This window comes from Simiaoa sunii (genome assembly GCF_014337175.1).
In the GTDB taxonomy this organism is placed as follows: Bacteria; Bacillota; Clostridia; order Lachnospirales; family Lachnospiraceae; genus Acetatifactor; species Acetatifactor intestinalis.
Genome location: NZ_CP060633.1, coordinates 2,053,151 through 2,066,994, shown reverse-complemented (window position 1 = coordinate 2,066,994; position 13,844 = coordinate 2,053,151). Strand labels below are relative to the sequence as shown.

13 protein-coding genes, 2 tRNA genes and 1 pseudogene are annotated in these 13,844 nt (G+C 47.4%); all 16 read left to right on the top strand.

The window, feature by feature from the left end:
* The first annotated feature begins 145 nt into the window (after positions 1-145).
* Positions 146-217, top strand: a tRNA-Glu gene (locus H9Q77_RS09560).
* An 88-nt stretch (positions 218-305) separates the two neighbouring features.
* Positions 306-377 (top strand) — tRNA-Glu (locus H9Q77_RS09555).
* A 208-nt stretch (positions 378-585) separates the two neighbouring features.
* Complete coding sequence (topA, locus tag H9Q77_RS09550) at positions 586-2,661, top strand: type I DNA topoisomerase (RefSeq protein WP_118692305.1); 2,076 nt, start codon at positions 586-588, stop codon at positions 2,659-2,661.
* Between the two features lie 123 nt (positions 2,662-2,784).
* Positions 2,785-3,573, top strand: a complete 789-nt coding sequence (gene codY / locus H9Q77_RS09545; RefSeq protein WP_118546103.1) for a GTP-sensing pleiotropic transcriptional regulator CodY — start codon at positions 2,785-2,787, stop codon at positions 3,571-3,573.
* 183 nt (positions 3,574-3,756) lie between these two features.
* Complete coding sequence (flgB, locus tag H9Q77_RS09540; protein WP_022153890.1) at positions 3,757-4,146, top strand: flagellar basal body rod protein FlgB; 390 nt, start codon at positions 3,757-3,759, stop codon at positions 4,144-4,146.
* Between the two features lie 11 nt (positions 4,147-4,157).
* A complete protein-coding gene (flgC, locus tag H9Q77_RS09535; protein WP_022153891.1) occupies positions 4,158-4,601 on the top strand; it encodes a flagellar basal body rod protein FlgC in 444 nt (147 codons plus the stop codon).
* 63 nt (positions 4,602-4,664) lie between these two features.
* Entirely contained in the window at positions 4,665-5,012 is a 348-nt protein-coding gene (gene fliE / locus H9Q77_RS09530; protein WP_022153892.1) for a flagellar hook-basal body complex protein FliE, read from the top strand.
* A gap of 41 nt (positions 5,013-5,053) precedes the next feature.
* Entirely contained in the window at positions 5,054-6,658 is a 1,605-nt protein-coding gene (locus tag H9Q77_RS09525; RefSeq protein WP_148445610.1) for a flagellar M-ring protein FliF C-terminal domain-containing protein, read from the top strand.
* 14 nt (positions 6,659-6,672) lie between these two features.
* Entirely contained in the window at positions 6,673-7,692 is a 1,020-nt protein-coding gene (gene fliG / locus H9Q77_RS09520; protein ID WP_022153894.1) for a flagellar motor switch protein FliG, read from the top strand.
* 103 nt (positions 7,693-7,795) lie between these two features.
* Positions 7,796-8,443, top strand: a pseudogene (locus H9Q77_RS09515) (hypothetical protein); the annotation flags it as partial.
* Positions 8,444-8,545: 102 nt separating this feature from the next.
* The gene (fliI, locus tag H9Q77_RS09510; protein WP_022153896.1) at positions 8,546-9,868 is read left to right on the top strand and encodes a flagellar protein export ATPase FliI; all 1,323 of its coding nucleotides are present in this window, start codon (positions 8,546-8,548) and stop codon (positions 9,866-9,868) included.
* A 5-nt stretch (positions 9,869-9,873) separates the two neighbouring features.
* Positions 9,874-10,389, top strand: a complete 516-nt coding sequence (gene fliJ, locus H9Q77_RS09505) for a flagellar export protein FliJ (protein ID WP_022153897.1) — start codon at positions 9,874-9,876, stop codon at positions 10,387-10,389.
* A complete protein-coding gene (locus H9Q77_RS09500) occupies positions 10,349-11,224 on the top strand; it encodes a MotE family protein (protein WP_022153898.1) in 876 nt (291 codons plus the stop codon). The genes fliJ and H9Q77_RS09500 overlap by 41 nt, the downstream gene beginning before the upstream one ends.
* A 101-nt stretch (positions 11,225-11,325) precedes the next feature.
* Positions 11,326-12,678 (top strand): flagellar hook-length control protein FliK, encoded by a 1,353-nt coding sequence (locus H9Q77_RS09495; protein WP_249325322.1) that lies wholly within the window; start codon positions 11,326-11,328, stop codon positions 12,676-12,678.
* A 24-nt stretch (positions 12,679-12,702) separates the two neighbouring features.
* Positions 12,703-13,404 (top strand): flagellar hook assembly protein FlgD, encoded by a 702-nt coding sequence (locus H9Q77_RS09490; RefSeq protein ID WP_022153900.1) that lies wholly within the window; start codon positions 12,703-12,705, stop codon positions 13,402-13,404.
* 39 nt (positions 13,405-13,443) lie between these two features.
* Entirely contained in the window at positions 13,444-13,833 is a 390-nt protein-coding gene (locus tag H9Q77_RS09485) for a TIGR02530 family flagellar biosynthesis protein (RefSeq protein ID WP_118546119.1), read from the top strand.
* Positions 13,834-13,844: the final 11 nt, after the last annotated feature.

The window sequence follows — 13,844 nt, the reverse complement described above, 5'->3', positions numbered from 1 at the left end:
GCGGCGCCGGCTGCGCAGCAGACGCTTTTGCGAATGGTCCGGGCACTGAGCTTTTGCGCTGGGGACAGAACGTTCCTAAAATTTTTGAAAAAAGTACTTGCATTTTTTCGACAACTCCATTATACTATGCAAGTACGGTTTTTTTGGCTGATTGGTCAAGCGGTTAAGACGTCGCCCTCTCACGGCGAAAACAGGGGTTCGATTCCCCTATCAGCTGCTCTTTGAAAATTGTAGAAATTTTTCAAAAAATACTTGCAATTTTCAAATTAATGTATTATACTGAACAAGGTTCGTAAGTAACCTATGGCTGATTGGTCAAGCGGTTAAGACGTCGCCCTCTCACGGCGAAAACAGGGGTTCGATTCCCCTATCAGCTGCTTATTCTTTCATAGAATAGCCCAACCCTGAAAAGTGTCAAAGAGCAGAAATGATTGCTTTTTGGCTCTTTTTTTTATAAATTTTTCTTGCCATTCCCATTTTTTTGTTGTATAGTGGTTCACGATTACTCAAATCATGGGGAAAAAGCGGCAAAGAGGCGGGAACCGAAAGCCGTATATCCGCGAAAACGGATGGATGGGAGCATATATGGCAAAATATTTAGTAATTGTAGAGTCACCGGCGAAGGTGAAGACAATCAAAAAATTTTTGGGAGCGAATTATGAGGTTATGGCCAGCCAGGGGCATGTGAGGGACCTGCCCAAGAGTCAGCTGGGAATTGATGTGGAACATGACTATGAACCGAAATACATTACGATCCGCGGCAAGGGAGATCTGCTGGCATCCTTGCGTAAGGAAGTGAAGAAGGCAGAGAAGATCTATCTCGCAACCGACCCGGACCGTGAGGGAGAGGCCATTTCCTGGCATTTATACTATGCCTTGAAACTGGAAGATAAAAAAGTATATCGTATCACCTTTAACGAGATCACCAAAAGTGCGGTGAAGGAATCCTTAAAGCATGCCAGAGAGATCGATATGAATCTGGTGGATGCCCAGCAGGCGAGACGTGTGTTAGACCGCGTGGTAGGCTATCGGATCTCCCCTATTCTGTGGGCGAAGATCAAGAGAGGCTTAAGTGCCGGCCGCGTGCAGTCTGTGGCTCTGCGGATCATCTGCGACAGAGAGGATGAGATCAATGCCTTCATTCCGGAGGAGTACTGGTCCCTGGATGTGAATCTGAAGGTAAAGGGCGAGAAGAAGCCCATCTGTGCAAAATATTACGGAACTACGGAGAAAAAGCAGGGGATCGGCAGCAAGGAAGAAGCTGATGAGATCATGAATTCCCTGAAGGGTGCCAAATACGAAGTGAAGGAAGTTCGACACGGCGAGCGTGTGAAGAAGGCACCCCTTCCTTTTACTACCTCCACCTTACAGCAGGAAGCCAGCAAGGTGCTGAATTTCTCCACACAGAAGACCATGCGTCTTGCACAGCAGTTATACGAAGGTGTGGATATCAAGGGAGAAGGTACGGTAGGTCTGATCACCTATTTACGTACGGATTCCACCCGTGTATCGGAAGAAGCGGAAGCACAGGCTGCGCAGTTCATCGACGCACATTACGGTGAAAAGTACAAGGCTGCCGTAAATACAGAAAAAAAGAACGGTCAGAAGATCCAGGATGCCCACGAGGCCATCCGTCCTACGGATTTAAACCGTATGCCCATTGCCATCAAAGAACAGCTGCCCAGAGATCTGTTCCGTCTGTATCAGCTGATCTGGAAACGTTTTGTAGCAAGCCGCATGAGTGCAGCACAGTATGATACGACTTCAGTGAAAATTCAGGCGAAGGATCAGATCTTTACGCTGGCAGCCTCCAAAATGCGCTTTGATGGTTTCATGAGTGTCTATACCCAGGAGGAAGATAAGGACGAGGAAAATGTACTGGGCGGCAACCTGGATGAGAACAGTGTACTGGAATTTATAAATTTTGATCCGAAGCAGCACTTTACCCAACCTCCCGCACATTATACCGAGGCAAGTCTGGTGCGTGCCCTGGAAGAACTGGGCATCGGACGTCCCAGTACCTATGCACCTACCATCACCACGATTCTCGCCAGAAGATATATTACCAAGGAGAATCGTAATATCTATGTGACGGAGCTGGGTGAAGTGGTCAATCATATGATGAAGGAAGCATTTCCGGCCATCGTGGATGTAAATTTTACCGCTAATATGGAGACCTTGCTGGATGGTGTGGAAGAAGGCACTGTGAAGTGGAAGACCATTGTGGAGAACTTCTATCCGGACCTGGATGCAGCAGTGAAAAAAGCTGAGAAAGATCTGGCAGAGGTGACGATCGCGGATGAAGAATCCGACGAAGTCTGTGAACTGTGCGGCAGACGCATGGTGATCAAATACGGACCTCACGGCAGATTTCTGGCATGCCCCGGATTCCCTGAGTGCCGCAACACCAAGCCTTATTTCGAGAAGATTGGCGTGGCATGTCCCAAGTGCGGCAAAGATATTGTTATGAAGAAGACCAAGAAGGGCAGAAGATATTACGGCTGTATCGATAATCCGGAATGTGATTTCATGGTATGGCAGAAGCCTTCGGGAGAGAAATGCCCCCGCTGCGGTAAGCTGCTGCTGGAAAAAGGTAACAAACTGGTCTGCATGGACGAACAATGCGGTTATGTGAAGAATAAACCGACGGAAGAGAAGTAGTTTTATATACTGTCAGAATTTTCTCATAAATTAGCGCTATTTCCATTGTAATCTGAAATTACATGTGCTACAATGTGCATAACATCTTGTGGTTTCGTAGTATGTGTAAACGGAGGAAGATAGATGAGTAGCGTACAATTGTTGGACAAAACACGTAAGATCGGTAAATTGTTACACAATAATAACTCCAGCAAAGTGGTATTCAGCGATATCTGTAAGGTAATGCGTGAGATCCTGAATTCCAATGTACTGGTGATCAGCAGGAAGGGTAAGGTGCTGGGTGTAGGTAAATCCGACGGAATCGAACCCATCACAGAGCTTTTGGATGACAGTATTGGCGGATTTATCGATCCGATGTTAAATGAGAGACTGCTTGGTGTGTTGTCCACGAAGGAGAATGTCAACTTGGAGACTCTTGGTTTCGAGAATATCGACACGAGAAAGTTCCAGGCAATCATCACTCCCATCGAGATCGCCGGTGAGAGGCTGGGAACACTCTTTATTTATAAGTGTGACGAACAGTATGACATCGATGATATTATTCTCTGCGAGTATGGAACTACAGTGGTGGGACTGGAAATGCTCCGGGCAGTAAATGAAGAGAGTGCGGAAGAGAGCCGTAAGGTAGCGGTTGTGAAATCCGCAGTCAGCACCCTGTCATTCTCAGAGATGGAAGCCATTACCCATATTTTTGATGAATTAAACGGTATGGAAGGAATCCTGGTAGCGAGCAAGATCGCTGACAGAGTCGGCATTACCAGATCCGTCATTGTCAATGCCTTAAGGAAGTTTGAAAGTGCCGGCGTTATCGAGTCCAGATCCTCCGGCATGAAGGGAACGTATATCAAGGTATTGAACGATGCCGTGTTTGATGAGATTGAAGAATTAAAGCGCCAGAATGGCAGAAATTAAGTAAAAAGTACAAAAATAACGACAGATTAGGAAGAAGAGACTATTGCGAAAAATAGTCTCTTCTCTTAATTTTAGTATTGTGTTTTTGTCGAAATACTTTATAATAAAGTAGAGTAGGTATGGTAGAAGCGGTTCCTGTGCGATTTAATCGATTTTTTAAGGAACAGTAGAATGTGAGGTAGTATGATACAGACAAATGCGTTTGATTATATTAATGTTTTAAATCGTGCCGCGGATGCTGCATGGCAACGGAATGAAGCTATTTCCAATAACATTGCCAATGTAGATACACCGGGGTATAAGAGACAGGATGTGGCTTTCGAGTCGGTACTGCAGCAGGCTCTTGGCAATAATCGCTATCAGTCCATGGATGATAAAGTAGCCAATGTCAATCTGAGCAGACTCCGCGGCAGGGCGTATGTGGATTATGCCAATTATTCCTACCGCCTGGACGGCAATAATGTGGATATCGAGAATGAAAATGTGATGCTGGCAGAGAATCAGCTGAAATACCAGGGACTGATCAGCAGCATTAATCAGGAATTTACCAATTTACAGACTGTGATGAAGTGAGGGATTAGCGTATGAGTATGTTTTCAGCATTTGATGTTACGGCATCCGGACTGACAGCACAGAGACTGCGTATGGACGTGATCTCCGAAAATGTTGCCAATGCCAATACCACAAGAACCGAGGATGGTACACCGTATCGCCGCAAAATCGTTACGTTCCAGCAGAAGAACCCGCAGCAGACCTTCAGCCAGGTGCTGCATAATGTAAGCAGCGGCTACTCCGGAAGCGGTGTGAAGGTCAGCCAGATCTTCGAGGATACCACTACGGAGATGAATATGGTATACGACCCTTCCCATCCGGATGCGGACGAGAATGGATATGTGACATATCCGAATGTGAATATTGTCACGGAAATGACGGATCTGATCGATGCCAGCAGGTCTTACGAGGCGAATTCCACGGCGTTTAATGCCAGCAAATCCATGGCACTGAAAGGACTGGAGATCGGTCAGTAAGCTGACGGATCCGGAGAACGGCCCATTGCATAACGGACCGGAATATACGACGTAAGGAAGGATATGGTTTATAAAATGGATATTTCTGCGATCACTGCTTTAAATAATGTAAACGGAACAGCCACGGTGTCTCCCACCTCTCTGACAGGAATGCTTGCGGAGAAGGAGAAGAAGGCAGAAGGCACGATGTTCGAGACTTTTCTCAACACAGCAATCGACAATGTGAAGACGACCAACAGCTATCTCTCAGATGCCGAAAATGAGAAGATCCGCTTCGCACTGGGCGAGACGGACAATACGCATGACCTGACCATTGCTATGGGAAAGGCTTCCACTGCTCTGCAGTATACCGTAGCCATCCGCGATAAGGTGATGGAAGCCTACAAGGAATTGATGCAGATTCAGATCTAAATCATACCTTTTTATACTTGACGTAAGAGGAGAGAGCTGCAATGGCAGACAAATTAAAAGAAATACCTGCGAAAATACTGGAATGGTGGAATAAGTTCACAACCAGACAGAAGAGCATCATTATCGGAGCCGCTGCGGTTGTGATCTTTGCATTTGCGATCATCATGTATGTCATGAGTAAACCACAGTATGTACGATTGGTTACCTGCGAGACTACCGCACAGGCGTCAGAAATCATAGATACGCTGGACAGTGCCGGGATCGCACATAGAGAATCCAATGACGGACTGAAGATCGATGTAGAGAGCAGCAAACAGAGTGCGGCTAACCTGGCCCTCGGATCTGCCGGATATGTACCGGATGCCCTGAATCTGAATGATTATCTGGGGAACAGCATGTCTACGACCGCTACCGATAAGGAGAGACTCTACAATTCCTATCTGGAGCAGTATATTACACAGACGATCGAGGCACAGAGCGCTGTAAAATCGGCTAAGGTACATTTAAGCTTCCCGAAGGATAACGGAACGCTGGCGGCACAGAACGAAGAAGCATCTGCATTCATCCAGCTGGAGCTGGATGGTACGTTTACATCCGCGAATGCAGCAGCGCTGGCAAAGTGTGTTGCTACATGGCTGCGGAATGATACCACGGCGAATATTACCATTATGGATACTGATTCCAATCTGCTGTTTGCAGGCGGTGACGATTACACATCCGCAGGCATTGCCAATTCCATGCAGGAATTACAGAACCAGGCAGAATCCATGATCGCCAATCAGGTAAAAAAGGTGCTGTTGGGAACCAAGCAGTATAACGATGCGGCAGTGACCAGCCATCTGAGTATGGATTTCTCCGATTATAAGGAGACAGTAAAAGAATATTATGCAAATTCCGGAAGAGATGAAGGTATGCTTTCTCATGAGGAGACTTATGAGAGTGAGAACACCAATGATGGCGGAGGTGTTCCGGGTACCACCTCCAATGGGGAAAGCGGGAAAACCACTTATGTATCCCCGGACAGCAATAACAGCTCTTCCTCGACTTCTGAGACCAGCAGGGATTATCTGCCGAATGAGTCCATTACCGATAAGGTGACACCGGCGGGAGGGATCAATTATACCAATTCCTCCATATCCATTGCTGCAATTACCTATAAAGAGATTCATTATGAGGATGTCAAGAGACAGGGACTTTTGGATGGTACTACCTGGGACGAATACAAAACCCAGAACAGTGCGGATACCAAACTGGATGTGGATTCCGATATGTACAGTCTGGTAGCCAATGCTACGGGGATCAGTGAGAGCAATATTACGATCATTGCCTATGAAAGTCCGATTTTTTATGACAAGGAGAGCACACCGGTCAGCTGGCAAAATGTGCTCAGTGTGGTTATGCTGGTCCTGATCCTGGGATTACTTGTATTTGTAGTATTGCGCAGTATGCGTACCAGACAGACAGTACAGCAGGAAGAGGAGGTATCTGTGGAGAATATGCTGCAGTCCACTCCTGAGACAGAACTGGAAGATATTGATGTGGAATCTAAGTCCGAGACACGTAAAATGATTGAGAAATTCGTAGATGAGAATCCGGAGTCGGCAGCGGCGCTGTTGCGTAACTGGCTGAACGAAGACTGGAACTAGGAAACGGAGTAAACATGGCAAGAACAAAAGCAGAAGGCGGAATATCGGGATTGCAGAAAGCGGCAATTCTTCTGATCGCATTGGGACCGGAGAGATCCGCCGGGATTTTTAAACATCTAAAAGAAGAAGAAATTGAAGAACTGACACTGGAGATTGCTAATACCAGGAGTGTCACACCTCAGGTAAAAGAAGAAGTGATCAATGAATTCTACGAGGTGTGTCTGGCACAGCAGTATATTGCCGAGGGCGGTATCAACTATGCAAAAGAACTGCTGGAAAAGGCATTGGGTTCCGACAAGGCGATGGATGTTATCGGAAAACTGACTGCATCCCTGCAGGTGAAGCCTTTCGAATTTGTGCGTAAGACAGATGCCAGCCAGCTGATCAACTTCATCCAGGATGAGCATCCGCAGACCATCGCGCTGATTTTGTCCTATCTGTCTCCCAGTCAGGCAGCATTGATCATATCTGCACTGCCTCCCGACAGTCAGGCAGAAGTGGCAAGACGTATTGCTGTCATGGACCGTACCAGTCCCGATGTTATCAAAGAAGTGGAAAAGGTACTGGAATCCAAGCTGGCAAGTCTGGTGAACCAGGACTACACCATTATCGGTGGTGTCGATGCAGTGGTAGATATTCTGAATACGGTAGACCGTGGTACCGAGAAACACATTATGGAGACTCTGGAGATCGAAGAACCGGAACTGGCAGACGAGATCCGCAAAAAAATGTTTGTGTTCGAGGATATCCTTTTACTGGACGACAAAGCAATTCAGCGTGTGCTGCGTGACGTGGACAATAATGATCTGGCAGTGGCACTGAAGGGTGCCAACGAGCAGGTACAGAATGCGATCTTCAACAATCTGTCCAAGCGTTTGGTGGTTATGATCAAGGAAGATATGGAATTTATGGGTCCTGTACGTATGAAGGATGTAGAAGAAGCACAGCAGAAGATTGTCAATATTATCCGTAAGCTGGAGGATTCCGGTGAGATCATCATTTCCAGAGGCGGAGGTGACGAGATCGTTGTCTAGTAATCTTTTAAAAAAGGGATTTACAAAGCTTTCGGAAGACGATGCAAGAGTGATAGATACCAATGAACTGGTAGCAAAACGTATCAGGGAGCTGTCTGCCAAAATGCAGAAGGAAAGTAATACGGGGTTTGTGTCCGGCCTGGCAGCGGACAAAGTGGAAGCACCGGTGACAGATCCGGAGGAAGAGAAAACAGATTTCACTCCTTCCGGCAATGTGATCAAAGCAGGAGAAGATCTTCAGAAGCTTAAGGAAGATGCGGAGGCGGAAGCACAGAAGATCGTAGAAGATGCCAGGGCACAGGCAGAAAGTATTTTGCAGGATGCCAGATCACAGGCGGAAGCAGAGCGGGCAGACATACAGGAAGCGGCCAGAAGACAGGGACAGCAGGAAGCACAGGCGGAAGCGGATCGTACAGAGGCTGCACGAGAAGCAGAATATCAGAAGAAAACGGCGGGACTGGAAGCAGAATACCAGAAGCGGCTGGACGAGCTGGAACCTGAATTTGTGGACACGATCACCGGAATTTATGAACATATTTTTCATGTAGACCTGCATTCCTACCGGGAGGTTCTGTGTTATCTGATCTCCACTACCATGCGGAAATCAGAGGATAACAGAAGCTTTCTGATTCATGTGTCCAAAGAAGATTACCCTTATGTCAGTATGCAGAAAAAGCAGATCTCTGCAGGTGCGGCTGCGCCGAATGCAACCGTGGAGATTGTGAAAGACATTACCCTCGGAAAGGGCGAGTGCCTGATCGAGACAGAGGGCGGTATTTTTGACTGCGGACTGGGAACGCAGCTGTCCGAACTGCGTCAGAAATTAAAATTATTATCCTACGAAGGCTGATAAATGGTCATTAAAAACATAGATTTTGAAAAATATAATAAATTAGCAGATAAGACCTTTTACCGGAAACTGGGAAAAGTGGTAAATGTGGTAGGTCTGACGATTGAGTCGGCCGGTCCGGATTCCAAGCTGGGGGATCTGTGCAGAATCCTGCCGGAAACGGAAGGGGCAAAACCCATTATGGCTGAGGTTGTGGGATTTCGTGATAAGAAGACTCTTCTTATGCCCTACGATTCGGTAGATGGCATCGGTCTCGGCTGTGTGGTGGAAAATACGGGAGACCCCCTGACAGTTACGGTAAGTGAGAAGCTTTTGGGCAAGACGGTAAACGGACTGGGAATCCCCATTGATGGAGACACGATTACAGGCGTGGCATATCCGGTAGAGGCGGCACCGCCGGACCCTATGTCCAGAGCGATTATCGACCAGGTATTACCCCTGGGGGTAAAGGCAGTGGACGGTATGATCACGGTTGGTAAGGGGCAGAGAATCGGTATTTTCGCCGGTTCCGGTGTCGGAAAGTCTACGTTGATGGGTATGTTTGCCAGAAATACCAAGGCAGATATTAATGTCATTGCGCTGATCGGTGAGCGCGGCAGAGAGGTCCGGGAATTCATAGAGAGAGACTTAGGTGAGGAAGGTATGCGCAGATCGGTAGTAGTCGTGGCGACTTCCGACAGACCGGCATTGGAGCGGAACAAGGCTGCCAAGACGGCCACTGCTATTGCGGAATATTTCAGAGACCGGGGAAAGGATGTCCTGCTGATGATGGACTCATTGACCCGTTTTTCCATGGCACAGCGAGAGATCGGACTGGCCAGCGGAGAACCTCCGGTGACCAGAGGCTATCCCCCCAGCGTGTACTCGGAAATGCCTAAGCTGTTGGAGCGGGCGGGCAGAGCTGCGGTGGGATCCATTACGGGATTGTATACCGTCCTGGTAGATGGCGACGATTTCAACGAACCCATCACGGACACAGCGAGAAGTATTTTGGACGGTCATATTATGCTGGACAGAAAGCTGGGACACAAAAATCATTACCCTGCTATCGATATTTTACAGAGTATTTCCAGATGTATGAGCCAGATCGCAGCCAAAGAGCATAAGCAGGCGGCCAACAAACTCAAAAATGTACTGGCTACCTATAATGAAGCAGAAGATCTGATCAATATCGGCGCTTATAAAAAGGGCAGTAACCCGAACATTGACTATGCCATCTCGAAGATCGATGATGTGAACAGCTTCCTGTGTCAGGGCACGGAGGAGAAATTTACCTTTGAAGAGACGGTACAGATGTTGGAAGACCTGTTCGCAAATCAGGAGTGAGATAAATGGCAAAGTTCAGATATTCCCTGCAGAACATCCTGAATATCAAAGAAAAAATGGAAACACAGGCCAAACAGGAATTTGGTATGGCACAGACTGCATTGAATGTGGAAATCGAACATTTGGAACGCCTGAAGGCGCGAAAACGGGAATACGAAGAAGAATCCGGCGGCCTGTTGCAGGGGAAACTGGATCTGCGGGCCATTGAAGAGAACAAGGAAGCGCTTTTGAAAATGGACAGTCTGGTGGCTGCGCAGTGCATCCGGGTGGATAAAGCAAAAGAAAATGTGGAGGCTGCCAGAGAACGAATGGCAGAAGCCATGAAAGAGAGAAAAATGCATGAAACCCTCAGAGAAAAAGCATTCGAGGCTTTTCTGCAGGAAGAAAATCATGCGGAAAGTAAAGCAATCGATGAACTGACCAGTTATACTTACGGACAAAAAAAGCCGGCAGGCGGATTGAGACAACGGGAGGACATAAATGGCAAGAGAAAAGACTCCGGAAGAGCAGACAACGGATAACGAGAGAAAACAGCTGGCGGAAGAAAAGAAAAAACTGAAGAAAGAACAGCAGGCACAGCGCAAGGAAGCAAAGCGCCGGGCAAAAGAAATCGCAAAACAGGAAGATGCTCTGGATGACGGGAGCGAAGGCAACAGCCTTCTGACCTTCGGAGCGACCATACTGATCGTGGTACTCTGGATGGCTGTAATCTGCGCGATCATCAAGCTGGATATCGGGGGATTCGGAAGCTCTGTGGTGACTCCCATTCTCAAGGATGTGCCTGTGCTGAACAAAATTCTTCCGGCTAACTCCATAACAGAGACTACGGATGGCAGTGCCTACGGTGGCTATACCAGTCTAGAGGATGCGGTGGATCAGATCAAGAGTCTGGAGCTGCAGTTGGAGCAGGCGCAGACGGCATCTGCAGCAAAGGAGGAAGAACTGGATCAGCTGAAAGCTGAGGTGCTGAGACTTAAGGAATTCGAGAATCAGCAGGTGGAATTCCAGCGGATTCAGAAAGAATTCTATGATGAGGTAGTCTATTCCGATAAGGGACCGGGTGCGGAAGAATATAAAAAATATTATGAATCCATGGATCCCGCTACTGCCGAATATATTTATAAGCAGGTAGTGACGCAGTTGGAAGAGAGTCAGGAGATACAGGATTATGCGGCAGCCTATTCTGCAATGAAACCGAAGCAGGCAGCGGCTATTTTTGAGCAGATGACTAATAATCTGGATCTGGCGGCCCGTATTCTGAAAGTGATGAGCGCGGAGGACAGGGGTAAGATCCTGGGTGCCATGAATTCTGAAGTGGCAGCAAAGATCACGAAAATTATGGACCCTGAGTCTTAAGAAAAAAGCGGAAAGATCCGATAAAAGATTTGTAGTATCATTACAGGGTTAAGACTGCCATCCGGCAGCCAAAGGACCTGGGAAAGGAGGGAGAAAAGAACATGGCAGGCACAACGATTAAAGGTGTGGGCAACGACGGCAATGTACAGATCCGGGATATGGTCACAGCAGCGAAACAGAATGCCGGAACCGGTTTCCAGGCAGTGTGGAATAAGACCCAGAACAATGCGCAGACGACCGGAAATGGTGGACGCACGACCGACGGACGTAACGATGTCAGACGTGGTGAAGCATTACGGACCGGTGACAGACAGCGGGATCACCTCGCCGGAACACAGGAGAAGTCAGATGTCAAAGCAGAGGACGGCGATGCCAAAGATCTGGAAAAAGTCCAGGAAGTCCTGGGAACCATCGTACAGAACCTGATCGGACAGATTACGGAAACTTTTTCTGTCAGTGAAGAAGAGCTGCAGGGAGTTATGGATGAACTTGGCATGACGGAGACAGACCTGATGGATCCGGCACAGCTGAACGAATTGTTGATGGCGGTCAGCGGAGCGGAGGATTCTTTTGCATTACTTACCGATGAAGAGCTGTATGGAAATGTAAAGAGCATCCTGGATCTGCAGAAGGATCTGACGGGACAGGCACAGGAAGAACTGCAGCTGACACCGGAAAAATGGCAGGATGCGGTCACTAAAGTAGTGACAGAGGAACCTGTGATCACGGTGGAAGTGGAAGACCATGCCACAGATGCGGCAGAGAGATCACAGAGTGATGTGGAACTTCCGACAGTGGAGCAGGAACCGGAGGAGAAAATACAGGCACCGGTACAGAATACACAGGAAGAGAAAACAAAAGACTCGGGGAACAGACATGAGAGCCAGACAGCGGGACAGCAGGGCAATCTGTTGTTACAGAATCTGAAGGAAGAGAATTTCCTCTCCGGATTGCAGCAGGCATCACAGACAGAAGGAACACAAACGACGGATACACAGGATATCATGCGCCAGATCATGGATTACATGAAAGTCTCTGTAAAGGCGGACAGCTCCGATCTGGAAATGCAGCTTCATCCGCAAAGTCTGGGAACGCTTCACGTACAGGTAGCATCGAAGAACGGTGTGGTTACGGCGAACTTTATTACACAAAATGAAACCGTAAAAGCTGCACTGGAAAGCCAGATGGTTCAGCTGAAGGAAAGCTTCGCGGAACAGGGCGTAAAAGTAGAGGCTATTGAAGTGACGGTACAGACACATTCGTTTGAACAGAACCTGGAACAGGGTAGAGGCAATCAGAGTGATCAGGAGAGCGGAGCCGGGGTAAGCAGAAGACGCACCCGCAGAATCAACCTGAACACAGCATTCGCAGAGGACGAGCCTCAGACGGAAGAAGACCGGATCGCAGCGGATATAATGTCGGCGAACGGCAATACGGTGGATTTCACCGCATAAAAAATAACAGAAAGGAGAAAGAAAATGGCATTAGTTGCACCCGTGGAAAACGGTAAGATCGTAGAGACTGCATCGCAGACTTCTGTAAAAAAATCCACAAAATCAAGCAAAAGCGGGATGGACAAGGAAGCATTTTTACAGCTCCTGGTAGCGCAGATGAAGTATCAGGATCCTCTGGAACCCACATCCAACACCGAGTACATATCCCAGTATGCACAGTTCTCACAGGTAGAGCAGATGCAGAATATGTCCAGCAGCATGGACTTACAGAGAGCAAGCTCACTGGTAGGTAAGGAGGTCTACATCAAGACCACTACATCCTCCGGAGAGACCAAGCTGGTACAGGGCAGAGTAGATTATGTGTCCTATGAGAATAACAAAGCATACCTCTACATCAATGAGAAGAAGTACTCCATCGATGATCTGGATTCCATTGTGGATGCGAATTATCTGGATGCATATAACAAGGCATATAACTTTACGGTAAAGCTGAACAAGCTTCCTAATGTAAACGGCATTGATTCTACGGATGGTGAGAGCATTGATGAGCTGGAGAAGGAATATAACAAGATGAGTGATTATGAGAAATCCTTCCTGGCCAAAGATACCGTAACCAGTCTGAATAAGTACATCGAGAGACTGAAGGAGATCCGTAAGGCGGAAGAAAAAGCCGAAGAAAAGGATTCCGAGAGTACAGAGAAGACAGAGGGTACCGAAGAAGCATAGAACAGTAAGTAAGCGGCTGACGCAGAGGAGTGTTTGAATATGGATATTCAGAAAAACAGTTTTCTGTCTATTGACCAGCTGGCAAATCAGTATTTAAACAACAGTCGTAAGACCGTAAAAGCAGCACAGGAAAATCTGGTATCATTTCAGGAAATCTTACAGAGCAAAAGTAACGAGCAACTGAAATTTTCCAAACATGCTACGGTGCGGCTGGCAGACAGAGGCATTGAATTGACCGATGCACAGCTGGAACGCTTGAACGACGGAGCGCAAAAAGCGGGACAGAAGGGGATCAGGGATTCTCTGGTGATCGTGGACGATCTGGCATTTATTGTGAATGTACCCAATAAGACCGTAGTCACTGCGATGGACAGCAGAGAAACCGAAGAAAATGTATTTACAAATATTAACGGAGCCGTAATTATGTAGACCGGACCTTA